Genomic DNA, 26,737 nt, shown 5'->3' on the forward strand with positions numbered 1-26,737 from the left:
GTCCATTATACGTGTGCCGTAGCAGACATCACAGGGACGATGCGGGGTGCATGTCGCGCGCTCACTCGGCTGAGTGGGTTAGTTGGGCGGGTCAGCTGGGCGGGCAGAGCGCTGAGGCACTAGCGACCGGTCAGCTGCCAGGCGTCCTCCGAACCCTCATCATCGGGCTCGTCGAAATAGTCGGTGGCCGGCTCACCCGGGTCCACCGCGTTCGCGTACGGGTCGGCAGCCGGAGGCTCCTCACCGCGAATACGCGCCAGGGTCGCCTGCAGGTCATCCGGGCGGATGAGCACCTCACGTGCCTTCGAACCCTCCGAGGGGCCCACCACGCCCTGCGACTCCAGCAGGTCCATGATGCGGCCAGCCTTCGCGAAGCCCATGCGCAACTTACGCTGCAGCATCGAGGTCGAACCGAACTGGGTCGTAATCACAATCTCCGCCGCCTGCAGCAGATCATCGAGGTCATCACCGATTTCCTCATCAATCTGCTTCTTCGCGGCAGAGACCATCACGTCCTCACGGTAGATGGTCGGCGCCTGCTTCTTCACGTGCTCAACCACGGCGTGAATCTCAGACTCAGACACCCACGCGCCCTGAACACGCATCGGCTTCGAGGCACCCATCGGCAGGAAGAGCGCATCGCCCTGACCGATCAGCTTCTCCGCGCCGGGCTGATCCAGCACCACGCGAGAGTCAGTAACCGAGGAGGTCGCAAACGCCATACGGGACGGAACGTTCGCCTTAATCAGACCGGTCACCACATCCACCGAAGGACGCTGGGTCGCCAGCACCAGGTGAATACCCGCCGCACGCGCCAGCTGGGTAATACGAACAATCGCCTCTTCCACATCGCGCGGAGCGACCATCATCAGGTCGGCGAGCTCGTCAACAATCACCAGCAGGTACGGGTACTCATGCACCGTGCGCTTGCTACCGGGATCGGGCTGAATCTTACCCTCACGCACCGCCTTGTTGAAGTCGTCCACGTGCTTGTAGCCGTAGTGGGCGAGGTCATCGTAGCGGGCGTCCATCTCACGAACTACCCACTGCAGGGCCTCAGCGGCCTTCTTCGGGTTCGTAATGATGGGCGTAATCAGGTGCGGAATACCCTCATAGGCGGTCAGCTCCACACGCTTCGGGTCAACCATCACCAGGCGCACCTGGTCGGGGGTTGCGCGCATCAGAATCGAGGTAATCATCGAGTTCACGAACGAAGACTTACCGGCACCGGTCGCACCAGCGACCAGCATATGCGGCATCTTCGCGAGGTTCGCCAGCACGAAACCGCCCTCAACGTCCTTACCCACACCCATGACCATCGGGTGGTGGTTCGCGTGAGCCTGCGGGGAACGCAGCACGTCACCCAGGGCAACGGTCTCACGGTCCGTATTCGGAATCTCAATACCGATCGCGGACTTACCCGGAATCGGGGACAGAATACGAACATCCGGGCTCGCCACAGCGTACGCAATGTTCTTGCTCAGCGCGGTCACACGCTCCACCTTCGTGGCGGGACCCAGCTCAATCTCGTAACGGGTCACGGTCGGGCCGCGCGAGAAGCCGGTGACCTGCGCATCCACCTTGAACTGCTCCAGCACGTTCGTCAGAGCCTCAACCACGTGCTCGTTGACCTCGGAGGATTCCTTAGCGGGCGGGCCAGAAACCAGCATCTCCTCAGAAGGCAGCACGTACGCGCCGCGGGAGGATTGCACAACCTGCTCGCCGCGCGCCTGCTCGGTGGTCGCCATCTGAGTATTGTTCTGCAGCGGGCGGGATGCGCCAGCCTCGGGCGCTCGCGAAGCCGCGGGAGCCGCGTTCTTCGGGTGCGCGCCGGGCGAGTGCATGCGGGTCGGAATCGGAGGCTGAGCCGCGGGTGCGGCAGGAGCCTGGGATGCGGAAGCCGGAGCGGCAGACTGCGCAGGGTTCACCACTTGGTGAGGCTTCGTCTGCGGTGCAGCTTCCTCAGAAGCGCCGAAGCCGTCATATGCCTCAACATCAAAGAGAGGCTCCTCGCCAGGAATACGGTTCACGCGGCCGTTCGCCACGGCGGCACGCTGCACCTGATCCAGGCGGGCAGCGGGCGCATCCGACGCCTCAACGTCGAAGAGGTCAGGGCTGCTCGAATACGCACCGTTCTGCGCATAAGTGCCCTGGGCGGACGCACCCTGCGCGGCCGGCGCCTGGTTGAGGCGACCGGGCAGACGGGACAGACGGTTCGGCTTAGCCGCCGGGCGCGTCTGCTGAGCGGATCCCTGCGCAGAATCCTGTGCAGGGTCCTCTGGCTGTACCGGCATCTGCGTGGTCTCCGGGTGAGTCTCATCCACCACGGCACTCACGAATGCTTCATCACCGGCATACTCGTCCAGGGAAGAATCGGTCGACGCAGCGGGAGCAATGCCCAACCAGCCGCGCAGACGAGCGAACAGGCCACCAGACTTCTGAGCCGAGCGCGCCGGCTTCTCATCGTCACCGTACAGGTAGCTGCGGTCGTGCTCCTCAGCGTTCAGGTCCACGGTCTGAGTCGCATCCGAAGGGCTATCCTTCGCGGAGGTTCGAGTCGTGCCGTTCGGCTTCTCCCCCAGAGCCAAACCAACCAGGTGCAAAGTACGCGGCACCACCTGACGAATCGGAGTGTTCGTCAGAACCATCAGACCGGCAATACCCAGAAGCAGGTGGATCAGAATCTCAACGAACGCAATACCGCCGCTCACCCGCACAATGGGGGTGCCCAGCAGCACGCCGGCCACGCCACCGCCAGCCCAGACGGCGTCAAAACCATCCGCGAACGTCGGGTGACCCGCATGGCGTGCAAAGAACAGGGATGCCGCCATCAGCATGATGAAGGACCCCACCGCCACGCGGTTATTACGTTTAATCAGGTCGGGCCCACGGAAAACACACCACGCCATGATGAGGCAGAACACCGGAATCAACAGGGCGCCCTGACCGAAAATACCACCCAGCATGGTGTGCCAGGCGTCCAGGGGCGCGCGCAACAAACCGAGGGAGGTGTGGGCACGCCAGTTGTACCACTCCACTCCGGCGCTAATCATGCCGAACAGCAGGATGGTGAGCGCGCCACCGTCACGGCGGTCTTCGGGCGCAAGGTCGGTGCGCACCGCGCCAATGGAGCGGAAGAGCCCACCGATAGCGTGAGCGATGCTCAGCCAGACGGAGGAGATAGCGCCCGCTACAGGGTTCGCCGCGTTGGCACCGCGCTGGGCACCGCCTCGGGAGGTGGTGCGCTTGCGGGTGGTCTTCTTAGTGTTTGCTTTAGTAGAGGTCGTGTTACGACCCTTCGTGGTCCGTGGAGCCATACCTTTTAGGGTATCAACCTTCCCGTTAATGTACCGATTCTTTCGTTATCAGTGAGCTAAAAAGTGCGCCCCGCCCTGTGCCTATGAGGGCATTGATAGGGCGCTGATGAGGCGCTTCTCCCCTACTGCGTTCGCTTTCGCCTAGCTTTCACGCAGCTTTCACCCATACGTTCCGCAGATACACGGCAGGCGGGGCCGACACCAATGTATCGACCCCGCCTTTCGCTATGACAGGCATTTAGCCTCGCGCAGAATGTTAGTTCTTCGCAGCCTTCGCGGCCTTCGAGGTGTTCTCAACAACCACGGGAACAATCATGGGCTTGCGGCGCAGACGGCGAGAAATCCAGGCACCGATGGTGCGGCGCACAATCTGCTGCAGCTGCTGCACGGTGTGCACCTTCTCGGGTGCGCGGTGCAGAGCATCCTCCAGAGCGGCGGTAATCTTCGGAACGATCTCGTCAAAGACCGAGTCGTCCTCAGCGATACCGCGAGCGTGAATATCCGGGCCGGTCACCACGCGCTTAGTTGCGCGGTCAATGACGGTCACGATAGATACGAAGCCCTCTTCACCCAGGATGCGGCGGTCCTTCAGGTCGCTCTCGGTGACCTCACCGACGGAGCGGCCGTCAACGTACAGGTACTCGCAGGGAACCTCGCCCACCACGGACGCCACGCCATCGCGCAGGTCCACGACGGTGCCGGACTCGCAGAGCAGCACGTTCTTCTTCGGAACGCCGGTCTCCATCGCCAGGTCACCGCTGGCAATCAGGTGGCGAACCTCGCCGTGAACCGGCATAACGTTCTTCGGCTTAAGAATGTTGTAGCAGTACAGCAGCTCACCGGCGGCAGCGTGACCGGAAACGTGAACCTTCGCGTTGCCCTTGTGCACCACGTTAGCGCCCAGCTTCATGAGGGCGTTAATGATGCGGAAGACGCTGGTCTCGTTACCGGGAATCAGCGAGGATGCAAGCACCACGGTATCGCCGGGCTCAATCTGAATCTTGTGGTCACCGTTCGCCATGCGCGACAGTGCCGCCATCGGCTCGCCCTGCGAACCGGTGCACATCATCACGATCTGGTCGGGGCGATAGTCGTCAACCTTCTTCAGGTCCACCAGCACGTTCGCGGGAACCTTCAGGTAGCCCAGCTTCTCAGCAATGGTCATGTTACGCACCATGGAGCGGCCCACGAGCACGACCTTGCGGCCACGCTCAGCGGCTGCGTCCAGAACCTGCTGCACGCGGTGAACGTGGGAGGAGAAGGACGCCACAATGATGCGGCCGCTTGCGTCACGGAAAACGTTCGACAGCACCGGACCGATGTTCTTCTCGGTCGGGGTGAAGCCGGGAACCTCAGCGTTGGTGGAGTCCGGCAGGAACAGGTCCACGCCCTCCTCGCCCAGGCGGGCGAAGTGGCGCAGGTCGGTCAGGCGGCCATCCAGCGGCAGCTGGTCCATCTTGAAGTCACCGGTGTGCAGAACCTTGCCCGCCTTGGTGCGGATGTAGACAGCCAGCGCATCCGGAATCGAGTGGTTCACAGCAACGAACTCGCACTCGAACGGGCCGAAACGCTCCACCTGGTGCTCCTTCACCGCGAGGGTGTAGGGCTTGATGCGGTGCTCGGCGAGCTTCGCCTCAACCAGTGCCAGGGTCAGTTCGGAACCGACCAGGGGGATATCGGGGCGGCGGCGCAGCAGGTAGGGAACCGCGCCGATGTGGTCCTCGTGGCCGTGGGTCAGAACCATGGCGACCACGTCGTCCAGACGGTCGACAATGTAGCTGAAGTCGGGCAGGATCAGGTCCACGCCGGGCTGGGACTCTTCGGGGAAGAGCACGCCGCAGTCAACAATCAGTAGCTTGCCGTTGATTTCGTACACGGTCATGTTACGACCGACTTCGCCCAGGCCGCCCAGGGGCACCACGCGCAGGGTGTCCTTCTTCAGGCGGGGAGGGAGGGGAAGATTCGCTTCAAAGACGCTCATCGTGTGTCTCCTCTTTCTTCTATGTTTTCTTGTGATGTCTGTGATTCGTAGGCGACGCTTCGTACCGCATGCGCTCCCGCCGGTTCGGCTCTCATATGCCGAGGAGGTGGGGTGCTGCCGGTGCGTCCAAATCACCGAAAGTATTCAAAAGTATTGGGGGCGTACTGCGCGGGTGCCTCTACCTAAGCTGGGCCCCTGTCTGAGTGGTGGGCCGAATCATCGACGGTAAACCGCGGCAATACGCCAGAGCGGACCCCTCACCCATTGCTAGGTGTGGAGTCCGCATCCGTTGGCTACATCATGTGCCCCAAAAATGGGGTGTGACGGTAGCCGAAGTCCTCTATATATACGCTCCCCGCACTATTGCGTGCGTCGGGTAGGCGTCAAAGTTTAGGAGTTCTTCAGGGTGTGAGCGATGCTCGAGGAGAGCAGGTCAACTCGCATAGCCTGGGCAACCTCCGGTTCGGAGAGTACGTGCGGCAGGCGAACGACGGGCTCATCCAGCACACCCTGCCAGGAGAGAATTTCCTTGGCAGCAACGCAACCGGGGGCGCGGCCCATGGTTGCTCGGACAATCGGAGTTAGTTCCAGGTGAAGACGCTGAGCCTCCACCAGGTCCTGTGCAACGACAGCATCAATCAGGGCACGGAAGAGTGCGGGTGCCACATGTGCGGTCACCGAGACGAGGCCGACGGCGCCCATTGCCATCCAGGGAAGGGTCAGTCCGTCGTCGCCGCTGTAGTAGTGCAGGTCGGTGGTTGCCATGACTTCAGTTGCGGCACCGAAGTCTGCCTTGGCGTCTTTCACCGCTACAATACTATCAATTTCTGCAAGGCGACGGTAGGTTTCGGGTGCGATGGGGATGCCCGCACGACCCGGAATATCGTAAAGCATGACGGGGGTCTCAGTTGCTTGAGCAACGGTCGCAAAATGGGCGTAGATACCCGGCTGAGTCGGCTTGTTGTAGTAGGGGGTCACGACCAGCAGGCCGTCCACGCCAACCTTTTCGGCACGGTGCGCCAGCTCAATGGTGTGCGCGGTGTCGTTCGAACCAACACCGGCAATAATCTTCGCGCGAGAGCCAACGGTATCCTTCACAATCTGGAAGACGCGCTCGTTCTCGTCATCGGTCATGGTGGAGTATTCGCCGGTGGTACCGCAGACTACCAGACCATCGTGACCGTTCTCCACAAGGTAGTTCGCCAGGTCTGCGACCTGCTTTTCATCAACGGAACCGTCCTTCGCGAAGGGGGTCACCATTGCGGTCAGGAGGCGACCGAAGACAGGTTCAACAAAAGTACCGGGGTTCGAAAGGTTCTCAGACATATGTCCAGAGTACGCCCGAAATGCAGATTTTTGCTACAGGACGCATAAGTTTTCATGCGTGTTCTACTATTCGGACTCTTTCAAACCCGCGGTACTTCCGCGAGAGCCTATGAAACCGGGCACATATCCTCGGTACTATCCATCAACCCCACACCGAAAATAAATGCGGGACTGAGGATGGAGCGCAGCGCTTGCGCCTAACGCATACCCTTCGCCTGACCGCCCGAACGCAACGCCCACGCGTTGCGCATCGCCGCACGAGCACGCTTACGCTCGCCGCCCGCATCGTACATGCACGCCAGGTTGAACCACGCCTTCCAGCTATTCGGCTCCTGCTCAACCGCCGCCGCGAAGCTCTCAAACTCCACCACTGCCGCCTCACGATCCACACGACCGGAGGGGGTGCGCGGCAGGGTATCCTCCGCCAGTTCGCCTGACGCCGCCAGCTCCTGGGCCATACGCTGAATACGAGCACCGAAAAGCACCTCACGCACCAGCGCCCAGGCACCCAGAATCGGCAGCAGAATCATACCCGCGCCGAGCACCATGCCAGCCACAGAACCGGACGTCAGCATCACGAAGCCCTGCTGCGCAATATGCACCAGGTACAGGGTCAGCAGCGCGCAGGTCAGCGCCGCGAAAGTCTTACCCCAGCCGCCTGCATCCACCGTCACGAAGACAGCGCTAAAAATCAGCACACCCAAAATAGAGGCACGCGCCGCCAAAGGCAGCGGCAGAATCAGCACGGTCAGCACCATCAGCACGCAGGCGCAGACAGTCCACAGACGCAGCGAAGTCCACCAGGGGCTACGAGCCTCAGAAGATGCCTGCGCATTCTCAGGTGAAGTCTGTTCAGACATAACGCTCCCCTACGACAAATCCATGTAGGCATCCAAGCCCACGCTCAAACCCGGATGCGCCGCCACCTCACGCACACCCAGCAGAACACCGGGCATGAAGGAGGCACGGTCAAAGGAATCGTGACGAATCACGAGCTGCTGACCGGGATCGCCCAGCAGAATCTCCTGGTGCGCCACCATGCCGCGCAGACGCACCGCGTGCACGTGAATATCGTCGATTACGGCGCCGCGCGAACCCAAAGGATCGGAGGTGGTGGCGTCCGGGCTTGCACCCACGCCAGCCTCCGCGCGGGCGGCGGCTACCTTGCGGGCGGTGTGCACAGCGGTACCGGAGGGGGCATCTACCTTATTCGGGTGGTGAATCTCAATAATTTCTACCGATTCGAAGTAGCGTGCCGCCTTCGCCGCGAACTCGGTGGCGAGAATCGAACCAATCGCAAAGTTCGGGGCGATGAGCACACCCACCTCGGGGTGCTCTACCAGCAGCTCGCGCAGGGAGTCCAGGCGCTCGGGGGTCCAACCGGTCGTACCAACCACCGCGTGCATACCGTGCTCCACCGCGAAGCGCACATTCGCCTCGCTGGAATCGGGAACGGTCAGGTCAATAACAATCTCTGCGCCGGCATCGACCAGCTCCTGCAGGTCGTCGCCGCGGCCCAGTGCCGCCACCAGGTCCATGTCTGCGGAGGTGTTGACGGCGCGCACCGCCTCAGAACCCATACGGCCCGCGGCACCGAGCACCGCTACCTTCCAGATTTTTTCGTCGTCCTCGTGGGCCATCTTCTCTCCTCCGTAACTTATGAGCACCCCGACAATGGGGTAGACGCTGTGACGTACAGCCTCTATTATCCCCCGTGTGGGCGCAGTTCACGCCATCGCACACACGGGGTGAGATACCCCGCGGAACCTCAGCGGCATAAAAAGCGAAGTAATCTAACCGTCATACAAGCCGTTTAATACGCTATCTAAAGTTAGCAACCATATAATTAGGAAGTATTTCTATAATTTCCATCCTACGGAGTGCCTTGACAGTATGAAGTCCCTCTTTACCTCCTCCGTGCGTCCAGATGAGGCTAACCGGCGATATATTCTGCCGGGTCTGGACGGTCTGCGAGCAATCGCCGTGCTCCTCGTGATGGTGTACCATTTCTGGCCCACCGTACTACCCGGCGGCATGATTGGCGTGGATATTTTCTTCGTCATCTCCGGTTTCCTGATTACCTCCCTGCTTCTGCGTGAAGGTGCTCTCACCGGCAAAATTGCCCTGGGCAATTTCTGGATCCGACGTGCCCGCCGTCTGCTTCCCGCCATTACCCTGCTGATTCTGGTCATGGGACCGGTCAGCCTGCTCATTGGCGGCGATATTCAGGTGAACCTGGGCCGTCAGCTCGCTGGTGCGGCGACCTTCTCGTCCAACTGGATTTCTATTTTTGCCGGTAACGACTACTTCACGCAGACCTCCCCGGAGCTCTTCACGAACTTCTGGTCCCTGGCGGTGGAAGAACAGTTCTACGTGGTGTGGCCGCTGCTGATTGTTGCGGCTGGTCTGTTGCTGCGCCGCCGCTGGCGTCGTTTTAGCGTGGTCATGGTGCTGGGTATTATTGCGTCGCTGAGCACCGCCACCGCTCTTCTGATGTCTGGCGCACCCATTAGCCGCGTCTACTACGGTACCGACACGCACCTGTACGGCCTGCTGCTCGGCGCCCTGCTGGCGTTCGCGCGCCCCTGGTCGCTGTACCCGCCGCTGCAGCAGTCCGTGCTGTACCGTGTGGCTCAGCCCTTCGGCCTGGTCGCGTTCGCCCGCGTCATGATTAGCTGGCTGTCCCTGTTCGCGCTGATTCCCTACGCAATTCTGGTTCCCGAGTCGGCACCCGGCGCGATTCCCTGGGGTCTGTTCGGCGCCTCCCTGCTGGCGCTGGGCGTGATTCAGGGTATGCTGCCCGACATGCTCGCTGGTGCCTCCGAGATGCTGCGCCGCCTGCTGAACTTCGCGCCCCTGCGCTGGGTGGGCGAACGTTCCTACGGCCTGTACCTGTGGCACTGGCCGCTCGCCGTGGTCATGCACTACCTGATGGGTGCGGACCGCTCCCCGCTGGTAAATGTGGGCGTTTTGGTGGCGACCTTCGCGATTGCGGAGATGTCGTACCGCTGGGTTGAGACCCCGATTCGCCGCTACGGTTTCCGCGGTAGCGCTAACCGTGTGGTGGCGGCTTTCCAGTCTTCACGCACTAGGCTCCTGCCGGTTTCGGTGGCTCTTGCCGTTGTTGTGGCTGCTGCTTCGACCGGCCTGGCGGTGCACACCGCTCCGGCGATGACTACCGCCCAGCAGTCCGTTGAGGACGGCAAGCGTGCCGCCGCTGAACGCCTGAAGGCTCGTCAGGAGGCGCAGGCTGCGAGCGCATCGGCAAGCCCGAGCGCTTCTGCTACGGGTAAGGATGCGAAGGCTTCTGCCTCTGCTAGCCCTTCCGATTCGAAGGCTGCAACCGGTTCGGTGAACTCCTCGCAGGTGACCATTGTGGGTGACTCCATTGTGGTGGCGGTATCCCCCGAGCTGTACGACAAGATGCCCGAGGCATCTATCGATGCGGCTGAGGGACGAACCATTGCTAAGGCCCTGCCGATTATTAAGTCTATGGGTTCCAACGGCCAGATTCGTAAAACCTTCGTGCTGTCGGTGACCGCGAACTCGACCATTCTGGATGGTCAGCTCGACGAGGTTCTGGCGGCTATGCCCGCCGATTCTAAGCTGGTGCTGGTCACCGGTTACGGCCCGCGCAACCTGACCTGGATTGACTACTCGAACGGTAAGATTCGTGAGTTTGCGGCTCAGCATTCTGATCGTGTGATCATTGCGGATTGGAACTCTACGATCCGCCAGGCTCTGCAGACTCAGAGTGGTCTGCTGGCCTCTGACGGTGTTCACCCTGAGGTTGCTGGTCAGGAGCTCTACGCCCAGGTGCTGATGGAAGCTATTGCCAAGGCACAGAAGTAGTAGCTCTCAGCGGTAGCTTTTTCGGTTCTGCCGCTCATGCTGAGCGTCAAGAGCATGGGCGGCAGAACACTCGGAAGCACTTCTTGGAAGTATCTCTTCGTAGATACCGATGCACACAAAATGCCCGTTCCCTCCCCCGCTTTGGTGGGGTGTGGGAACGGGCATTCTATGCCTTACCAGCGTTGTACGTTAGGGATGTTCAGGGGTTAGCGCACGATGGTGGTAATCATCTGCTGCTGCCCCAGGTACGCCGCCAGGTCGCGAACCTCCTCCAGGGAGACCGCGCGAATCTTCTCCAGCAGCTCATCGGTGCTGGTGAACAGTCCAGAGTCCAGCTCGGCGCGACCCAGGCGGGACATGCGCGAACCCGAATCCTCGCTACCGAGCACGGTAGAGCCAGCCAGCTGGCCGCGGACCTTCGTCAGCTCCTCCTCAGTAATACCGGCGGTGGCGAGCTTATCGAACTCGTAGCCCATGACCTCACGCACCTGCTCGGTCTTAGCGGGCAGGCAGCCCGCGTACATGCCGAAGTAGCCGGCATCCGAGTACGCACCGGAAAACGCGAACGTGCTGTAGGCCAGGCCGCGCTTCTCACGAATCTCCTGGAACAGGCGCGAGGACATGCCCGCACCGAATGCGCTGGTCAGCACGCTCATCGCGTAGCGGCGGTCGTCACCGGCGATAATGCTCGGGCAGCCCATCACAATGTTGGTCTGTTCGAAGCCCTTCTCCACCTCACGCAGCTCGCTCAGCGGAACAATGCCGCTGTCGGTGCGTACACGACGCGGTGCCGGTGCCACGCCCTCCTGCAGGTTCCAGCCGTAGCGGGTCAGCGCCTCCAATACGAGGCGGACCATGGTGCTGTGCTCCAGCGAACCAGCGGCAGAAATGACCAGGCGGTCCGGGGTGTAGTAGCGCTTGTAGTGCTCCCACACGGCGTCACGCGGCACCTCGGTAATCTCCTGCGGGGTACCGCCGATGGGGCGGCCCAGCGGGTTCTCTCCCATGAGCTGCTCCACGAAGTTCTCGAAGGCAACGTCGGTCGGGTCGTCCTGGTCCATGGCGATCTCTTCGAGGATCACGCCGCGTTCCTGTTCCAGGTGAGCCGGGTCCAGCAGGGCGTTGGTGACCATGTCGGTGATGACGTCCACCGCCATGGGTGCGTCATCGTCGAGCACACGCGCGTAGTAGCAGGTGTGCTCCTTAGCAGTCAGGGCGTTGGATTCGCCGCCCACCGCGTCGAAGGAGGATGCGATGTCCAGGGCGGTGCGGGTGCCGGTGCCCTTGAACAGCAGGTGCTCCAGGAAATGGGTGGAGCCGAGCATGCCGGGGGCTTCGTCGCGGGAGCCGACTCCCACCCAGAACCCGATGGATACGCCGCGGGTACCGGGCATTTTTTCGGTAATCACGCGTACGCCACCGGGCAGGATGGAGCGGCGCACCTCGTTACCGCCCACACCCTCGTAGATGAGGCGGCCGTGCTCGTAGTTGAGCTCTTCGGCAATCGCCTCAAGCTCGACGGGCAGGGAAATAGACATAGAGTGAAGAACCTTTCAACAGGTACGTCTGAAGGTAAGCTCTCCCGCCCCATTACCTATAGGCAGTCCACAGTTGGTGGGGCGGGTGAGCGTCAAAAGATGCGGGCAATCACAGCGAAGGGGCGCCCGGTGCATCCGGCGGGGAATGAACCGCACCGGGTGCGCCGAACGCCCCTCATCACTTAGCGGGGGTTACGACTACTCGTCGTCGCCACCCTCAACGACCGGTGCCAGCGAGAGCTTGCCGCGGTCATCAATCTTGGTGATCTCCACCTGGACCTTCTGGCCCACGGAGACAACGTCCTCAGCGTCAACAACGCGCTTGCCGCCGTTGAGCTTACGCATCTCGGAGATGTGTAGCAGGCCGTCCTTACCGGGGGTCAGCGAGATGAACGCACCGAAGTCGGTCACCTTCACCACGGTACCCAGGTAGCGTTCGCCCACCTCGGGAACCTGCGGGTTAGCGATAGCGTTCACTGCCGCACGGGCAGCCTCGGCGGAGGGGCCGTCAGCTGCACCGATGTACACGGTGCCGTCGTCCTCAATGGAGATGTCTGCGCCGGTGTCTTCCTGGATCTGGTTGATCATCTTACCCTTGGGGCCGATAACCTCACCGATCTTGGCAACCGGGATCTTCACGGAAATAATGCGCGGTGCGAACTCGCTCATCTCATCCGGTGCGTCAATCGCGCTGACGAGCACCTCGAGGATGTGCAGGCGAGCCTCACGTGCCTGGGTCAGCGCGCCAGCGAGCACGGATGCGGGGATACCGTCGAGCTTGGTGTCCAGCTGGATAGCGGTCACGAACTCAGAGGTACCTGCAACCTTGAAGTCCATATCGCCCAGTGCGTCTTCCGCGCCGAGGATGTCGGTCAGGGCTGCGTAGCGGGTCTCGCCGTCAACCTCGTCAGAGACCAGGCCCATTGCGATACCTGCAACGGGTGCGCGCAGCGGCACACCGGCGTTCAGCAGGGACAGGGTCGATGCGCAGACCGAACCCATGGAGGTCGAGCCGTTGGAGCCCAGAGCCTCAGAGACCTGACGGATTGCGTAGGGGAACTCTTCGCGGGAGGGCAGCACCGGGGTGATTGCGCGCTCTGCGAGTGCACCGTGGCCGATTTCGCGGCGCTTGGGCGAACCCACGCGGCCGGTCTCACCGGTGGAGTACGGCGGGAAGTTGTAGTGGTGGATGTAGCGCTTGGACTTGACCGGGTGCAGGGAGTCCAGCTGCTGCTCCATCTTGAGCATGTTCAGGGTGGTGATACCCATGATCTGGGTCTCGCCACGCTCGAAGAGGGAGGAGCCGTGCACGCGGGGCAGGATTTCAACCTCGGCGGTGAGCTGACGGATGTCGGTCAGGCCGCGGCCGTCGATGCGCACCTGATCGGTGAGGATGCGCTGGCGCACAATGTGCTTGGTCAGGGCGGCGAATGCCACGTCGACCTCGTTGGAACGCTCTTCGAATTCCTTACCTTCGCCGGTCAGAGCCTCCTTGAGCTCTTCCTGCAGCTCGGCTGCTGCTGCTTCGCGTTCCTGCTTGCCAGCGATGGAGTACACCTCTGCCAGGCGGTCTGCTGCGAATGCCTCAACTGCTGCGTCGACGTCCTCGCCGTGGCCACCGAAGAAGGGCAGTTCCAGGGCGGGCTTGCCTGCGCGAGCCACCAGGTCAGCCTGTGCCTTGCACAGTGCTGCGATGAAGGGCTTAGCAGCTTCCAGACCCTCTGCGACGATCTCTTCGGTGGGGGCGGTCTGGCCGTCTTCCTTGATGAGCTTCCAGGAGTTGTCGGTTGCTTCTGCCTCAACCATCATGATGGCGACGTCTTCGGTACCGTCAGCCTTGGTGACGATACGACCGGCAACAGCCATGTCGAACACAGCGTTTTCCAGCTGGGAGTACTTGGGGAAGCAGACCCACTGGCCGTCGATCAGTGCCATGCGCACGCCACCGATGGGGCCGTTGAACGGCGCACCGGACAGGGAGGTCGATGCGGATGCAGCGTTGATTGCGAAGGTGTTGTAGATTTCGTCCGGCTCGTAGGTCAGGACGGTCACAACGACCTGAACTTCGTTGCGGATGCCCTTGGTGAAGGCGGGGCGCAGCGGGCGGTCAATCAGGCGGGCTGCCAGGATTGCCTCGGTGCTGGGGCGGCCTTCGCGGCGGAAGTACGATGCGGGGATCTTGCCGCCTGCGTACATGCGCTCTTCCACGTCCACGGTCAGCGGGAAGAAGTCGAAGCCCTCACGGGGAGACTTGCCGATTGCGGTTGCGGAGAGCAGGGTGGTCTCGTCATCGATGGTGACGAGGACGGAGCCAGCTGCCTGCTTTGCAAGGCGGCCGGTTTCAAAGCGCACGTGGCGCTTACCGTGAATGCCGTTGTCGATTTCGACTTCGGCAAACTTGATTTCGGGACCTTCCACGGTTCCTTCTTTCTTCTTGGTAGGCCGTGCGGCGCACGAGTCGGCCTTCGATAGGAAACCACGGCACCTCTCCCCTACTTATGCCCGACTTTTATCGGGGAGGTTGTGGGGTGGTGTTGTTCCGTAATTCGCTACCGAGGACCGCGGCGTGTGTGCCGGTACGGCCCGTGTTTTTTCTTTCAGGTGGGACGGCATCTTCTCACGTTGCCTAGCTTTGAGTTCCAGGGGAATCTAGCCAGCGGAAGATGCGCCCCTCAACGCGGCAGTACGGACGCGCTGGCGCTACCCGCCTCCGTGATGGAGGCATGGTAGTGCTGACAGCACGTCCGCACACACCGCCTAAAGGCGATTAATCACCACAAAAGCGTCAAGACGCTCCTGTTTTATCGGCGCAGACCCAGGCGCTCAATCAGCGAACGGTAACGCTCGATGTCGACGCTCTTCAGGTAGCCGAGCATGTTGCGGCGACGACCAACGAGGATCATCAGGCCACGACGGGAGTGGTGATCGTGCTTGTGGAACTTCAGGTGCTCGGTCAGGTCGGCGATACGACGAGACAGAACTGCAATCTGAACCTCGGGCGAACCGGTGTCGCCCTCGTGGGTTGCGTATTCCTTGATGATTGCCTGCTTGACAGCGGGATCCAGTGCCACTTTTTAACTCCTAGAGTTAGTACCGCATACGTCCCGTACGGACGGTTGCCGCCGGGTGGTGGGCTTACGCCCTGTAATACACGTCGTCTACTGCGGACTGCAGACGCGTTCTTCCCATTCTACGCTACCGGGGCGCTTTCGTGGAAGGGTGAGCAGAAGCCCGGCGACAGGTAGCTCATCACACTACCGGTCGCCGGGCTTCACAGTATAGTTCTCACCCCGGGCTCTTGCACCGGGCTCTACGTTTATTCGGTGTTTACGCTTCAGCGCGAGCGCGGACCACCACGAGGCGGTAGTAGCCCAGCAGGAACAGGCACCAGATTGCGCCCATCACCAGCGCCAGCTGGGTATCGGCGAAGCAACCGAAGAGCACCACGATAAAGATCATGAACACCAACGCCAGGTAGCTCAGCCACAGGGGCTGGCGCACCGGCTGCGCCTCGGTATCGGCACCGCTGCGTTTGAACGCGATGTGCGCCAGCAGAATCATGACCCACACGAATACGGTCGCGAAGGTTGCCAGGGAGGCGACCACCTCGAACGCGTTCTCGAAGAGCACGTTCACGATCACGCCGACCGCCATGACCAGCACCATGATGAGGGTGGTCATCCAGGGCGCACCGTTCTTCGTGACCTTCGCAAAGGATGCGGGAGCGAGGTTCTGCTTCGCCAGGCCGTACATCATGCGGCCGGCACCGTACACGTCCGCATTCAGCGCAGAGATTGCGGCGGTAATGATGACCACGTTCAGAATCGAAGCGGCAGCCGGAATGCCCAGACCTTCAAAAATCTGCACGAACGGCGAGTTCGCCTTCGTCACCGAGTACCAGGGGTACAGGGACATGATGACCGACAGGGTCAGAATGTAGAAGATGAGGATGCGGAACGGCACCGTGCGAATCGCCTTGGGAATTGAGGTGCGCGGGTCCTTCGCCTCACCGGCGGCAATACCGATGTTCTCGATACCGCCGAAGGCAAACATCACCACGGTAAAGCAGGCGAGGAAGCCGGTAAATCCGTTCGCGAAGAAGCCGCCTTCAAGAGCCCAGAGGTTCGTAACCGAGGGCGCTACGGAGTCGTGTGCCTGCACGCCCACGAAGAGCAGAATCACGCCGCCAACGATCATGGCGATAATGGCGCTGACCTTCACGAGCGTGAACCAGAATTCGGTCTCACCAAACGCCTTGACCTTCGCCAGGTTAATAGCGAGCAGAATCAGCAGGACCGAAACAATCCAAATCCAGGAGGGGCTGTTCGGGAACCAGAACTTCATGTACACGGCAAAGGCGGTGACGTCCGCGATGGCGACCAGTGCCATTTCCAGGGCGTAGGTCCAGCCGGTCACAAAACCAGCCCAGCGTCCAAGGTAGCGGGTCGCGTATTCGGAGAACGCTCCGGAGACCGGGTGCGCCAGGGCGAGTTCGCCCATTGCGCGCATCACCATGAACACTGCCGCGCCGCCAATAACGTAGGCAAGCAGCACGGAGGGGCCCGCCAGCTGAATGGCGGATGCAGAGCCGTAGAACAGGCCCGTACCAATGGCGGAGCCGAGGGCGATGAACATGATGTGACGCAGGGAGAGTCCACGCGCTAGCTGCGGGCTCTCGGAGGTAGCCTCAGCTACGCCCTGCTGTACCGGGGATGAGTCCGGAGTGGTATTCATCTTCTTCTTTTCCTTTACCTCGTGGGGTGTACCCGCCGGTGGCGGGGAAACTTATCGAGCGGTGCCGCAGCTCAGCAGGTGACTGAGAGCGGTACCGGTTGATTCACTCCCCATCGAGTAATGGGGCGATGCGTAGAAGGCGTTGCCTTCGCGCGTCGCCCCGTCGCATCCCTACCCAACCGGTACGGTGGGTGGGAACGCAAAAGACGGCGGGAAGGCAACGTTGCCTTTCCGCCGTCTTTTCGTCAAAGATTACTTCTGTCGCTTACGTCCAATGACGATAGAGCACAGAGCGGTTGCAGCAGTCACAGTGTAGACTGCAGGCCACGCGCCAAGCTTCTTGGCGAGCGGATGAGCGGCGCCGAACGCGCCGAGGTAGAGAGCGGTGAGGAAGGTGGCACGGCCTGCGCCAGCCTTACGCTTCCAATTCTTGTAAGCCACGGCACCGCACAGTGCCAGGACAGCGCCACCGAGCGGGCGGATGCCGGTGCTAGATGCAACCTTGTAGCCACCGAGCAGACCGGTGACGGAGGCGAGAGTCGGACAGACCTTCACGACGTACTCCTCTGTGAGAGCGATTAGTTTCCACATTCATAGTACTCCACAACACACAGAATGTATATTCACCGCGATTAATATTTCTGCATGTCTCGCGGGCCGGGTACAGAAAAACCGGGGCGCAAACCATTCAGGTTCACGCCCCGGCACTTGCCGCATGCGAGCTCACATCGTGCCGCATGCTCTAGAACTTTAGAGAGCCAGCTCCAGCGCCTCCAGCTGCGCCTCGGTCCACAGCTCAGCGGCCAGCTGCAGCGCGTAACGAGCCGAACGAGGAGCCACCACGTCCACGGAGAGGTGGAAGTCCTGGTCAGCCTCCGGGCCGCACAGATCAGACACGCAACGCACTCCGATAAACGGAATCTCGTAGTTGTGGCAGACCTGCGCAATAGCGGTGGTCTCCATATCGGTGCTGATGGCGCCCTCGAACGCCTCGCGGGTGTCCTTCACGTTGTGGGCGGTTACGAAGGAGTTACCCGCCAGCATCTGGCCGCGGCGCACCTCCCACACGCTCTCAGCCTGCTCACGCACCGGCTCAAGTGCGGCGAGCGCATGCTCCAGAGCATCCTGCCACTCGTCCGCCTGGCCGTCGTAGCTTTCGGGCATGCCCGGAACCTGGCCGCGCGCGTAACCGAAGGCGGTCGCGTCGGCGTCAGTGTAGGTGTAGTTCTCGCCAATCAGCACGTCGCCCACGTTAATGCCGCGAGCCAAACCGCCGGCGGTACCTGCGCTAATGACGCCCAGGCAGTTCGAGGAGTAGCTGATCGCCTCGGTGACGGCGCTCGCCGCGTTCACCAGACCGATCTTGGAGCGAACCAGCAGCAGCGGAACCTGGTCCTCACCCACCTGCAGGTAACGCGGATGGAATACCGCCGCCCCCTCGGTGAAGGACGGCTGCAGCTCCTCGGTCACCTTCAGGAAAGGTGCGAGTTCCTCATCCATTGCCACCTGAATAATGATGGCGTTGGACATGCCGTCCATCAGCTCAAACATGCTGTTGAACGCCTCAGCCGGGTCGAAAGCGTTCGGGTCAAAGTCCACCGGGTTGAAGGCGGATGCGAAAGCGTCAGGGATCTGTGCGCTCATTACGCCATCACCTGAGCCCACTCATCGCGTGCCGCGAGGAACTCGCGAGCCGCAGCCTGCGCGCCTTCGAGGGTGTGGTTGGCACCCCAACCGCACTGCACCTCGTTCGCTGCCGGAACCTCGGTCGCGTTGAGGATATCGTTGAGGGTTGCTTCCAGGATGGGGAAGAACTCCTCGGGCTCCAGGCCCAGGGTCAGCGCGTAGAAACCGGTCTGGCAGCCCATCGGGGAGAAGTCAATCAGACGGTCGGTGTGGTTGCGCATGTGCTCGGCGCTCAGGTGCTCGATGGAGTGCACAGTCGGCATTTCCAGGTGCGCGGTGTTCGGCTGAGTGAAGCGGATATCGTACTTGATGAGGGTGTCGCCACCGGGCAGAACCTTGCGGTCCGCGATACGCACGTAGGGTGCCGCCACGGCGCGGTGGTCGAGGTTGAAGGATTCGACGTTCATTTTTTCCATGACTCTATCTTCTCTTAAAACGGGGACGACTAAAACAGGGGTGCCTCACGGGAGGCGCAGAACGTCAAGGCGTGCAGCGCAGAACGTCAAGGCGTGCGGGGCACGAGGTTTCGTCGGAAGGCGCGGGCGGTCAGGTGCGAAGAAGGTGCCCGCTTTTGCGCATCCGGTCGGGTACGCAAAAGCCCCGGCGGCAGATCCGAAAATCTTACCGCAGGGGCTACAAAGCCGTTAAAGGCAAAAGCTATGAGCGCAGGATGTCGCTCTTAGAAGTGGGGATGCTTCACTTCCGCCTGCACCGGGCACTCCGGCGGGCAGTAACTTTTAGCGTCCTCAGCCAGCACCTCGCGGGTCTGCACCACGTCATCGTTAATCTGCTCAATCAGCGCCTCAACACCGGTGTACGCCACCATGGGGCGCAGACGCTTCACGAACTCAATCAGCACATGCTGACCGTACAGGTTGAAATCCTCCACGCGCTCTTCCGGGCGGTCAATCACGTGCGCCTCAACCTGGCGGTGCTCAATACCGTCAAAGGTCGGGTTCGTACCCACCGAAATAGCGGAGGGGTGACGGTTACCGGACTCGTCCACGAGCCAGCCGGCGTACACACCGTCGGCGGGAATCAGGCCGCGCGCCTCAAGCTCAAGGTTCGCGGTCGGGAAGCCCAACTCGCGGCCGCGCGCCAGACCGTGTACAACCTCACCAGCCATCATGTGGTGGCGGCCCAGCAGCTCGGTTGCGGCGGGCATATCGCCGTCCAGCAGCAGCTGGCGGATGCGGGTCGAGGAGCAGCGGGTGTTCTCATCCACCATCAGGTCCTCAACGACAACCACCTCAAACCCGTACTTCTCCCCCAGCTCACGCATGGTGTTCAGGTCGCCGGAGTTGTTCTTTCCAAAGCGCACGTCGTCACCGATGACCACGAAACGCGCGTTCAGCGCATCCACGAAGGTGGACTTCACGAACTCTTCGGGGGTCTGCGAAGCGAACTGCAGGTTGTAGTTCAGCAGCAGGTAGTCGTTCAGACCCAGCAGGCACATGAAGTAGCGGCGCGAGCCCTGACCCATAATGTCGTGGTGGGTCGCCTCGGGACGGTGCACCTGCATCGGGTGCGGGTCAAAAGAGACCGCGATAGAGCTCAAACCGTGCTCTTCAGCAAGGGAGACCACGCGCGAAATCACGCGGGCATGTCCACGGTGCACGCCGTCAAAATTGCCGATGGTCACGACCGAGGGGCCGTAGCCGGCGGGGACCTCGCTCAAAGCGGTGTAGAGGGTCACGGGCTCTCCTGAAAAAGATAAATGTACCTATCCATCCTAGACCACAGGCGGCAGGATGCAGAATTCAAAACGGGAATCAACAGGGAATGGAACGGCGCCCCTCGCAGGCGGTGCCCCCTCCCCTACCTTTGCGGATGCGGCGGGGTATCTGGCACGCAACTGTGCAGCCTCCGCACCTGGAAAATCCATGCGCAGCACCCGCCCAGAAGAAAGCCCGGGCAGGCACCCCACCGTGCGGCAGGAACCTTCCCGGGCATTACGACTACTTACGAGCCTGGTTACGAGAAGCCTTCAGCATCTCCTCGCGAATCTTATTGGACTTGTTAATCCAGCCGTACCACACCAGCAGACACGGAGGAATCACAAGCTCAGTCACCATCAGCACAATCAGCGACCAGTGCGGGGTACCGAAGAACGCCCACGACAGGATACGACCCACGCCACCCAGGAAAACCACCAGGCAGGAGAACACGAGCATGTTCACCCACTTGAACTTCAGGGCAATGAACACGAAGGACAGACCCACACCCACATAGGCTGCCGCGAAGAACACGTAGTTCGACTGCACCGAGGCATTCGCGAAATCCTGAGGCGCATCCGGAATCACACGGATACCGCCCAAAACCTGCCACACACCGTACGCAATCATGAACAGACCGTACAGCGCCACCGCCGCACGGAACGCCGCACGGTTCTGAGGCTTAGCCGCCTCCTCAATGCTCTTGGGGCGGGCAAACGCCTCGCGGGTTGCCTTCTTCTCAGCCTTCTTATCTGCCTTCTGCGACGCCTTATCGCCGGACGCCGGTGCGGCTACGCGAACACCCGCAGGTGCCTTCGCCGCAGAAATAGGCTCAGCAGTCTTAGCACCGGCAGCCTTCGCGGCACCGCTCTGAGCAGCAGCTCCGGTCGCAGCAGCCCCGGTTACGGTAGCTTCAGCCTGTGCAGACTCCACGCGGGGTACCGGCGCGGTACGAGGCTCACTCGCCTTCTTAGCAGAGCTCTGGTTCTCGCTCATCTTCTCTCCTTCAGCAGGGCCGGGCGGCACCCGCACGAGTAGTCATGTGTGTTCAGGGGTTGTATATACGTTAGCGCATTGAATGAATAGGGGCGCACATTCAACAAGGCGCTCCTTCAACAGGGCGCTGAATCAGATAGGTTTAGGCAAATCAGGTTTGAGCAGGCGCAAACACCGAACCCTCTTCGCCCATCATAAGCCTTCAACACCTAATTGAAGGAACGATTCGCCTCAAAAACCAGCACCGGGGCGGCCTGCACCTTCCCGCGCTGCTTCTTATTCTCCAACAGGGCTACCAGGGTACCATCCGGGGCGAAGCCCGCCACAATACCCTCAACGCTGGCATGCTGCACCGCGCCGGACTCATCCGCGCTCGCGTGCACGGAACGCTTCACCACGGAGCCGTCACCACTGGGGCTAATACGGCGCCCGTAAGAAATATCGCTCGCCTCCGCAGCGGAGAGCTCACGCGCACCAAAGATGCGGCGTGCCGCCTCCTCCAGGGGCAGCAACGGCAAATCTTCCAGCTTTGCTGACTCTTCACGGCGCTGCTTCAACTGCGCCAAATCGGCGGCATCCTCAAGCACCACCGCACCCACACGGGTACGGCGAAGAGCCGTCAGGTGGCCACCGGTGCCCAGAATCTTGCCCAGATCACGCGCCAGGGCACGAATGTAGGTGCCCGAAGAGCACGAAACCGTCACGTCGCAGTCAATCACGGGAACCGAGGTTGCCGCGTGCTCGCCCTCGTTCTCGGGGTCCTCAATCACGTACTCGGCAAAACCGGCAGTCACAGAATGCACCGTGAACTCGCTAATCGTCACCGGACGCGCCGCCAACTCAACCTGCTCACCGCTACGCACACGCGCATACGAGCGAACACCGTTGATCTTGATAGCAGACACCGCAGAAGGAACCTGCAGGATATCGCCGCTCAGCTGCGCCACAGCCTCCAGGATGCGCGCACGCATCTGCTCAGCGTCCATACCGGTCAGCGCCTCAACGCCGTCCGGATGCGCGGCAGTGTGCTCACCCTCGGCGTCCTCGGTCAGCGTCTCAATGCCCAGACGAATCGTCGCGTCATAGGTTTTATCCTGACCGACCAGGTAGGTCAGCAGCTTCGTCGCCTTATTGATGCCCAAAATCAGCACGCCGGTCGCGGCGGGATCCAGCGTACCGGCGTGACCAACCCGCCGGGTGCCAGCAATACGACGCATCTGAGAGACTGCGTCGTGGCTGCTCATCCCGGCGGGCTTATCAATGACCATCAGGCCGGACGGGCCCTGAGGTTGCTTCTTCGCCACTTAGGCGTCCTCACCCTCGGCAGGCTCATCCTTCTTGTAGGGGTCGGCGTCGCCGGCGTACTCGGCACCCTCAGCTGCAGCAGCCAGGGCGGCGTCGCGCTCGCGAGTCTCACGCAGAAGCGCCTCAATGTGGAAGGCGTTCTCGGGAACCTCGTCAGCGACGAAAGTCAGGGTGGGGGTCAGGCGGGCAGTAATGTTCTTACCCACCTCGGAGCGCAGAATACCCTTTGCGGATTCCAGCGCCTTCTTGGTGTTTGCGGCGTCCTCTTCGGAGCCGAACACGGTGTAGTACAGGGTTGCGTGCTGCAGGTCGTTGGTCACGCGGGCATCGGTAATGGTCACAAAACCGAGGCGGGGGTCCTTAACACGACGCTCCAGCGCCTTCGCCACAATTACCTTGATGCGGTCGGCAAGTCGTGCCGCGCGGGCTGCATCAGCCATGTGTTTCTCCTTGAAATCTCGTGGTGCTTCCGCGAACACTCGGGGTGTTACGGAGGCGTTCCAGGTAATGCGGAAGCGCCCGCCCCGCCAGCGCCCGCCCCGCAGGCTCCAGTTTTAGAAGCCTGCGGGTACGGGAACACTAGCGGGTGACGGGCGCATCAGCGTGTGAGTCTTAGACGCGCGGCTTTTCGCGCATCTCCCAAGTCTCGATAATGTCGCCTTCCTTGATGTCGTTGAAGGAGCCGAGGCCAATACCACACTCGAAACCTTCGCGAACCTCGGTAGCGTCGTCCTTGAAACGACGCAGCGACTCGATGGTGAGGTTGTCTGCCACCACGGAACCGTCGCGCACCAGGCGTGCCTTGGCGTTGCGCTTGATGATGCCGTTCTTGACGATCGAACCTGCGATGTTGCCCCACTTGGAGGAGCGGAAGACCTCGCGGATCTCTGCGGAGCCGAGCTCCACTTCCTCGTACTCGGGCTTGAGCATACCCTTGACGGCCTGCTCAATTTCCTCAATCGCACGGTAGATGACCGAGTAGAACTTCATCTCGACGCCTTCGCGGTCGGCAAGTTCGGCAACGCGCTCTGCCGGGCGGACGTTGAAGCCGATGATGACCGCGTTGTCCACGGTAGCCAGGTTCACGTCGTTCTGGGTAATAGCACCCACACCGCGGTGGATGACGCGCAGCTGAACCTCGTCGCCACCGGCGTCGATCTTCATCAGGGACTCTTCCAGTGCTTCCACAGCACCGGAGACGTCACCCTTAATAATCAGGTTCAGGGTGTCCATCTTGCCCTCAGCCACAGCGGCATCGAAGGACTCGAGGGTCACGCGCTTACGACGCTTAGCCAGCTGAGCGTTACGATCAGCAGCCTCACGCTTCTCAGCGATCTGACGAGCGGTGCGCTCTTCCTCGGTGGAGAGGAAGGTGTCGCCTGCACGAGGAACGGTGGACAGACCCAGCACCTGAACGGGGCGGGACGGGCCAGCTTCCTTCACAGCCTGACCGTTCTCATCGAACATTGCACGAACGCGACCGTGAGCAACACCGGCAACGATAGCGTCACCGACGCGCAGGGTACCGGACTGAACCAGGACGGTGGAAACCGCACCGCGGCCCTTGTCCAGGTTTGCTTCAATAGCAACGCCGCGTGCTTCCTTGTTCGGGTTAGCGGTCAGTTCGAGCACGTCAGCGGTCAGGGTGACAGCTTCAAGCAGCTCGTCGATGTTGGTGCCGTTGCGAGCGGAGACGTCCACGAACATGGTGTCGCCACCGTACTCTTCGGGGATCAGACCGTACTCGGTGAGCTGGCCACGGATCTTGTCCGGGGACGCGCCTTCCTTATCGATCTTGTTCACAGCAACCACGATCGGCACGTTAGCTGCCTGTGCGTGGTTCAGTGCCTCAACGGTCTGGGGCATAACGCCGTCATCCGCTGCGACCACGAGGATTGCCACGTCGGTGACCTTCGCACCACGGGCACGCATAGCGGTGAACGCCTCGTGACCGGGGGTATCGATGAAGGTAATCGCGCGGTCTTCACCCTCAACGGTGGTGTGGACCTGGTATGCACCAATGTGCTGGGTAATGCCGCCGGCCTCACCCTCAATAACGTTGGTGTTACGGATAGCGTCCAGCAGGCGGGTCTTACCGTGGTCAACGTGACCCATGACGGTAACGACCGGGGGACGAACCTCCAGAACGTCATCGCCCTCAGCTTCTGCTTCGGCTTCGAGGTCGATGTCGAAGGACTCGAGCAGCTCGCGCTCCTCATCCTCCGGGGAAACAATCTTGATGACGTAACCCAGTTCGGCACCCAGCAGCTCGAAGGTCTCCTCGTCCAGGGACTGAGTCTGGGTAGCCATCTCACCCAGGTGGAAGAGAACCGTAATCAGCGATGCCGGGTTTGCGCCAATCTTCTCAGCGAAGTCCATGATGGACGCGCCGCGGCGCAGACGAATCTCGGTCGAGCCGTCGCCGCGAGGAACAACCACGCCACCGGGTGCCGGTGCGTTCAGCTGCTCCTGCTCATGGCGGCGAGCTGCCTTGGACTTGCGGCCCTTACGCTTGGAACCGCCGCGACCGAATGCACCCTGTGCGTTGCCGCGACCGCCGGGGCCGGGACGACCCGGACCGCGGTTGAAGCCGCCGCCGGAACCGCCGCCGCGACGTGCGCCGCCGCCACCGTTACCGCCGCCGTTGTTGGAACCGGACGCGCCGCCACCAACGTTGGAAACCTTGGGCATCATCGAGGGGTTCGGGCGTGCGCCGCCGCCGCCAGCCGGACGGGGTGCACCGGGACGTGCGCCAGCTGCCGGACGGGGGCCACCGTTACCACCGGGACGGGCGCCACCTGCGGGGCGGGGACCGCCGTTACCGCCGGGGCGTGCGCCACCGTTGCCACCGGGACGACCGTTACGTGCCGGACGGGGACCGCCGGAACGCTGGGAGTCGCCGCCGTTACGCTTCATACCCTGCTGGGATGCGAAGGGGTTGTTACCGGGGCGAGGACCGGGCTTGGGGCCGGGCTTCGGAGCGGCAGGCTTGGGAGCTGCCGGCTTCGGTGCAGCCTCGGGGCGTGCCATGCCCTGCTGGGATGCGAAGGGGTTGTTACCCGGGCGGGGGCCGCCGGGCTTGGGTGCTGCTGCCGGCTTTGCGGCGGGCTTAGCTGCTGCAGGCTTGGGAGCTGCGCTCTCAGCTGCTGCGGGCTTAGCTGCAGGCTTGGGTGCCGGCTTAGCGGCAGGCTTTGCCGCTGCGGGCTTGGGGGTTGCCGCAGGCTTAGCGGCGGGCTTAGCCGCTGCGGGCTTGGGTGCCGGCTTAGCTGCCGACTCCGCGGGTGCGGCCTTTGCGGGTGCTGCCTTTGCGGCAGGCTTAGCGGCTGCGGCGGGGAATTCCGCGCGCAGCTTCTTCAGAACCATGGGGTTCAGGGTGGAAGAGGAGCTCTTAACGAACTCGCCCATATCCTTAAGCTTGGCAATAACTTCCTTGGAAGGTACGCCTACTTCTTTAGCAAACTCGTGTACTCGAGGCTGAGCCAAATTTTCTCCATTCCCGGTCCGCACCGGGAATGGTGCGGACACTAATGTTTACGGGGTGCACGCCCGAAGGCGCGCCAATTCGTGAAATTGCCGGTGGGTGAGCACGAAAGGGTACTCATTTCGCGGCACTCATTAGATATCCATCAGTTTTCTGACTCGCTTTCAGATAAGAAGTCGTCAAACTCGTTGACTTACAGAGGGCATATACCCGAAAAGCGTCTACGAGGGGGTCGAGTCCGCAATAACGGCTCGAATCTGCTCGCAACACGCCTGCAGCTGGGCTGCAGGGACCGCTTTTTTGAAGGCGCGCGCCAGACCGTTCTTTTTCTGCAGAGCGGCTACGCACTTTTCGCTCGGATGGATCCAAGCGCCTCGTCCGGGCATAGTTCCCGCCGTATCGGGCTGATAGGGCGGGGTGTCCGCCTGCTCGGTAGCAGACGTGACGGGTGTGCGGGCGATGCGCAGCAGGTTGCGCTGTTCATCGCGGGCACGGCATCCGATGCAGGTGCGGACCGGTCCTTCAAACGCTTCGGAGGTTGCGGTGAGGTCGTGATCGCTCATGGTCCTCTCCCCTCTCTAACGTGTGTAGAACCGCGTTCGCAGTACATTCGTGATGCTCCATCCGGTGTATGCGAGGGCGCGTTAAAGCGCCCGGTTACACACCGGCACATCTTAATAGTGTATCCCGTTTTTAAGAATCATGGGCAAAACTGTGACGCAGGCGCAAGAACACCGGGCACGTACCTGCCCGATCTCTTGCGCCTGCATCAAAAGGATATGCCGCGGGATACGCCCCTCACCGGG

General features: G+C 61.7%; 19 protein-coding genes. 1 reads left to right on the plus strand and 18 read right to left on the minus strand.

What is annotated here, in order from left to right; genetic code table 11:
- Positions 1-119: 119 nt before the first annotated feature.
- From LPB405_RS02195 to dapB, 5 genes are all read right to left on the minus strand, one after another.
- Positions 120-3,317, minus strand: coding sequence for an FtsK/SpoIIIE family DNA translocase (locus LPB405_RS02195; protein WP_219101760.1), 3,198 nt, complete (start codon positions 3,315-3,317; stop codon positions 120-122).
- Between the two features lie 256 nt (positions 3,318-3,573).
- The gene (locus tag LPB405_RS02200; RefSeq protein ID WP_219101761.1) at positions 3,574-5,298 is read right to left on the minus strand and encodes a ribonuclease J; all 1,725 of its coding nucleotides are present in this window, start codon (positions 5,296-5,298) and stop codon (positions 3,574-3,576) included.
- A gap of 390 nt (positions 5,299-5,688) precedes the next feature.
- Positions 5,689-6,624, minus strand: coding sequence for a 4-hydroxy-tetrahydrodipicolinate synthase (dapA, locus tag LPB405_RS02205; protein ID WP_219101762.1), 936 nt, complete (start codon positions 6,622-6,624; stop codon positions 5,689-5,691).
- A 197-nt stretch (positions 6,625-6,821) separates the two neighbouring features.
- Complete coding sequence (locus LPB405_RS02210) at positions 6,822-7,484, minus strand: tetratricopeptide repeat protein (protein ID WP_219101763.1); 663 nt, start codon at positions 7,482-7,484, stop codon at positions 6,822-6,824.
- Positions 7,485-7,493: 9 nt separating this feature from the next.
- A complete protein-coding gene (gene dapB, locus LPB405_RS02215) occupies positions 7,494-8,264 on the minus strand; it encodes a 4-hydroxy-tetrahydrodipicolinate reductase (RefSeq protein WP_219101764.1) in 771 nt (256 codons plus the stop codon).
- Positions 8,265-8,517: 253 nt separating this feature from the next.
- On the opposite strand from dapB, the gene LPB405_RS02220 reads away from it, so the two are divergent.
- On the plus strand, positions 8,518-10,476 hold the full coding sequence (locus LPB405_RS02220; RefSeq protein ID WP_049359402.1) for an acyltransferase family protein: 1,959 nt from the start codon (positions 8,518-8,520) through the stop codon (positions 10,474-10,476).
- Between the two features lie 206 nt (positions 10,477-10,682).
- Here the strand turns inward: LPB405_RS02220 and LPB405_RS02225 are convergent, their stop codons facing one another.
- The 13 genes from LPB405_RS02225 to LPB405_RS02285 all read right to left on the minus strand — a co-directional run bounded on the left by LPB405_RS02225 (position 10,683) and on the right by LPB405_RS02285 (position 26,494).
- Positions 10,683-12,014: a M16 family metallopeptidase gene (locus tag LPB405_RS02225; RefSeq protein WP_005507100.1), complete on the minus strand. Its 1,332-nt coding sequence runs from the start codon at positions 12,012-12,014 to the stop codon at positions 10,683-10,685.
- Positions 12,015-12,212: 198 nt separating this feature from the next.
- Positions 12,213-14,432, minus strand: coding sequence for a polyribonucleotide nucleotidyltransferase (locus LPB405_RS02230; protein WP_219101765.1), 2,220 nt, complete (start codon positions 14,430-14,432; stop codon positions 12,213-12,215).
- Between the two features lie 383 nt (positions 14,433-14,815).
- Positions 14,816-15,085 carry a 30S ribosomal protein S15 gene (gene rpsO, locus LPB405_RS02235; protein ID WP_005507098.1) on the minus strand — a complete coding sequence of 90 codons (270 nt, stop codon included), beginning with the start codon at positions 15,083-15,085 and terminating at the stop codon, positions 14,816-14,818.
- Between the two features lie 256 nt (positions 15,086-15,341).
- Entirely contained in the window at positions 15,342-16,748 is a 1,407-nt protein-coding gene (locus tag LPB405_RS02240) for an amino acid permease (protein ID WP_219101766.1), read from the minus strand.
- A 252-nt stretch (positions 16,749-17,000) separates the two neighbouring features.
- Complete coding sequence (locus LPB405_RS02245; protein WP_219101767.1) at positions 17,001-17,339, minus strand: hypothetical protein; 339 nt, start codon at positions 17,337-17,339, stop codon at positions 17,001-17,003.
- A 159-nt stretch (positions 17,340-17,498) separates the two neighbouring features.
- Positions 17,499-18,392, minus strand: a complete 894-nt coding sequence (gene mtnN, locus LPB405_RS02250; RefSeq protein WP_049341700.1) for a 5'-methylthioadenosine/S-adenosylhomocysteine nucleosidase — start codon at positions 18,390-18,392, stop codon at positions 17,499-17,501.
- Positions 18,392-18,850, minus strand: a complete 459-nt coding sequence (locus tag LPB405_RS02255) for an S-ribosylhomocysteine lyase (protein ID WP_005507094.1) — start codon at positions 18,848-18,850, stop codon at positions 18,392-18,394. Before LPB405_RS02255 ends, mtnN begins: the two co-directional genes overlap by 1 nt.
- Positions 18,851-19,113: 263 nt before the next feature.
- Entirely contained in the window at positions 19,114-20,130 is a 1,017-nt protein-coding gene (locus tag LPB405_RS02260; RefSeq protein WP_219101768.1) for a bifunctional riboflavin kinase/FAD synthetase, read from the minus strand.
- 262 nt (positions 20,131-20,392) lie between these two features.
- Positions 20,393-21,145: a DUF4345 domain-containing protein gene (locus tag LPB405_RS02265; protein WP_219101769.1), complete on the minus strand. Its 753-nt coding sequence runs from the start codon at positions 21,143-21,145 to the stop codon at positions 20,393-20,395.
- 209 nt (positions 21,146-21,354) lie between these two features.
- Positions 21,355-22,449, minus strand: coding sequence for a tRNA pseudouridine(55) synthase TruB (gene truB / locus LPB405_RS02270; protein ID WP_219101770.1), 1,095 nt, complete (start codon positions 22,447-22,449; stop codon positions 21,355-21,357).
- Positions 22,450-22,890 (minus strand): 30S ribosome-binding factor RbfA, encoded by a 441-nt coding sequence (gene rbfA, locus LPB405_RS02275; protein ID WP_219101771.1) that lies wholly within the window; start codon positions 22,888-22,890, stop codon positions 22,450-22,452.
- A gap of 172 nt (positions 22,891-23,062) precedes the next feature.
- A complete protein-coding gene (gene infB / locus LPB405_RS02280) occupies positions 23,063-25,933 on the minus strand; it encodes a translation initiation factor IF-2 (RefSeq protein ID WP_219101772.1) in 2,871 nt (956 codons plus the stop codon).
- 219 nt (positions 25,934-26,152) lie between these two features.
- Entirely contained in the window at positions 26,153-26,494 is a 342-nt protein-coding gene (locus LPB405_RS02285) for a YlxR family protein (protein WP_005507088.1), read from the minus strand.
- Positions 26,495-26,737: the final 243 nt, after the last annotated feature.

This window comes from Rothia mucilaginosa, assembly GCF_019334805.1.
Classification (GTDB): Bacteria; Actinomycetota; Actinomycetes; order Actinomycetales; family Micrococcaceae; genus Rothia; species Rothia mucilaginosa_C.

Excerpts from the sequence above, each read along its gene's own strand:
- LPB405_RS02195 (WP_219101760.1), bottom strand. The coding sequence starts at position 3,317 with ATGGCTCCACGGACCACGAAGGGTCGTAACACGACCTCTACTAAAGCA.
- LPB405_RS02200 (WP_219101761.1), bottom strand. The coding sequence starts at position 5,298 with ATGAGCGTCTTTGAAGCGAATCTTCCCCTCCCTCCCCGCCTGAAGAAG.
- dapA (WP_219101762.1), bottom strand. The coding sequence starts at position 6,624 with ATGTCTGAGAACCTTTCGAACCCCGGTACTTTTGTTGAACCTGTCTTC.
- LPB405_RS02210 (WP_219101763.1), bottom strand. The coding sequence starts at position 7,484 with ATGTCTGAACAGACTTCACCTGAGAATGCGCAGGCATCTTCTGAGGCT.
- dapB (WP_219101764.1), bottom strand. The coding sequence starts at position 8,264 with ATGGCCCACGAGGACGACGAAAAAATCTGGAAGGTAGCGGTGCTCGGT.
- LPB405_RS02220 (WP_049359402.1), top strand. The coding sequence starts at position 8,518 with ATGAAGTCCCTCTTTACCTCCTCCGTGCGTCCAGATGAGGCTAACCGG.
- LPB405_RS02225 (WP_005507100.1), bottom strand. The coding sequence starts at position 12,014 with ATGTCTATTTCCCTGCCCGTCGAGCTTGAGGCGATTGCCGAAGAGCTC.
- LPB405_RS02240 (WP_219101766.1), bottom strand. The coding sequence starts at position 16,748 with ATGAATACCACTCCGGACTCATCCCCGGTACAGCAGGGCGTAGCTGAG.
- LPB405_RS02245 (WP_219101767.1), bottom strand. The coding sequence starts at position 17,339 with ATGTGGAAACTAATCGCTCTCACAGAGGAGTACGTCGTGAAGGTCTGT.
- mtnN (WP_049341700.1), bottom strand. The coding sequence starts at position 18,392 with ATGAGCGCACAGATCCCTGACGCTTTCGCATCCGCCTTCAACCCGGTG.
- LPB405_RS02255 (WP_005507094.1), bottom strand. The coding sequence starts at position 18,850 with ATGGAAAAAATGAACGTCGAATCCTTCAACCTCGACCACCGCGCCGTG.
- LPB405_RS02265 (WP_219101769.1), bottom strand. The coding sequence starts at position 21,145 with ATGAGCGAGAACCAGAGCTCTGCTAAGAAGGCGAGTGAGCCTCGTACC.
- rbfA (WP_219101771.1), bottom strand. The coding sequence starts at position 22,890 with ATGGCTGATGCAGCCCGCGCGGCACGACTTGCCGACCGCATCAAGGTA.
- LPB405_RS02285 (WP_005507088.1), bottom strand. The coding sequence starts at position 26,494 with ATGAGCGATCACGACCTCACCGCAACCTCCGAAGCGTTTGAAGGACCG.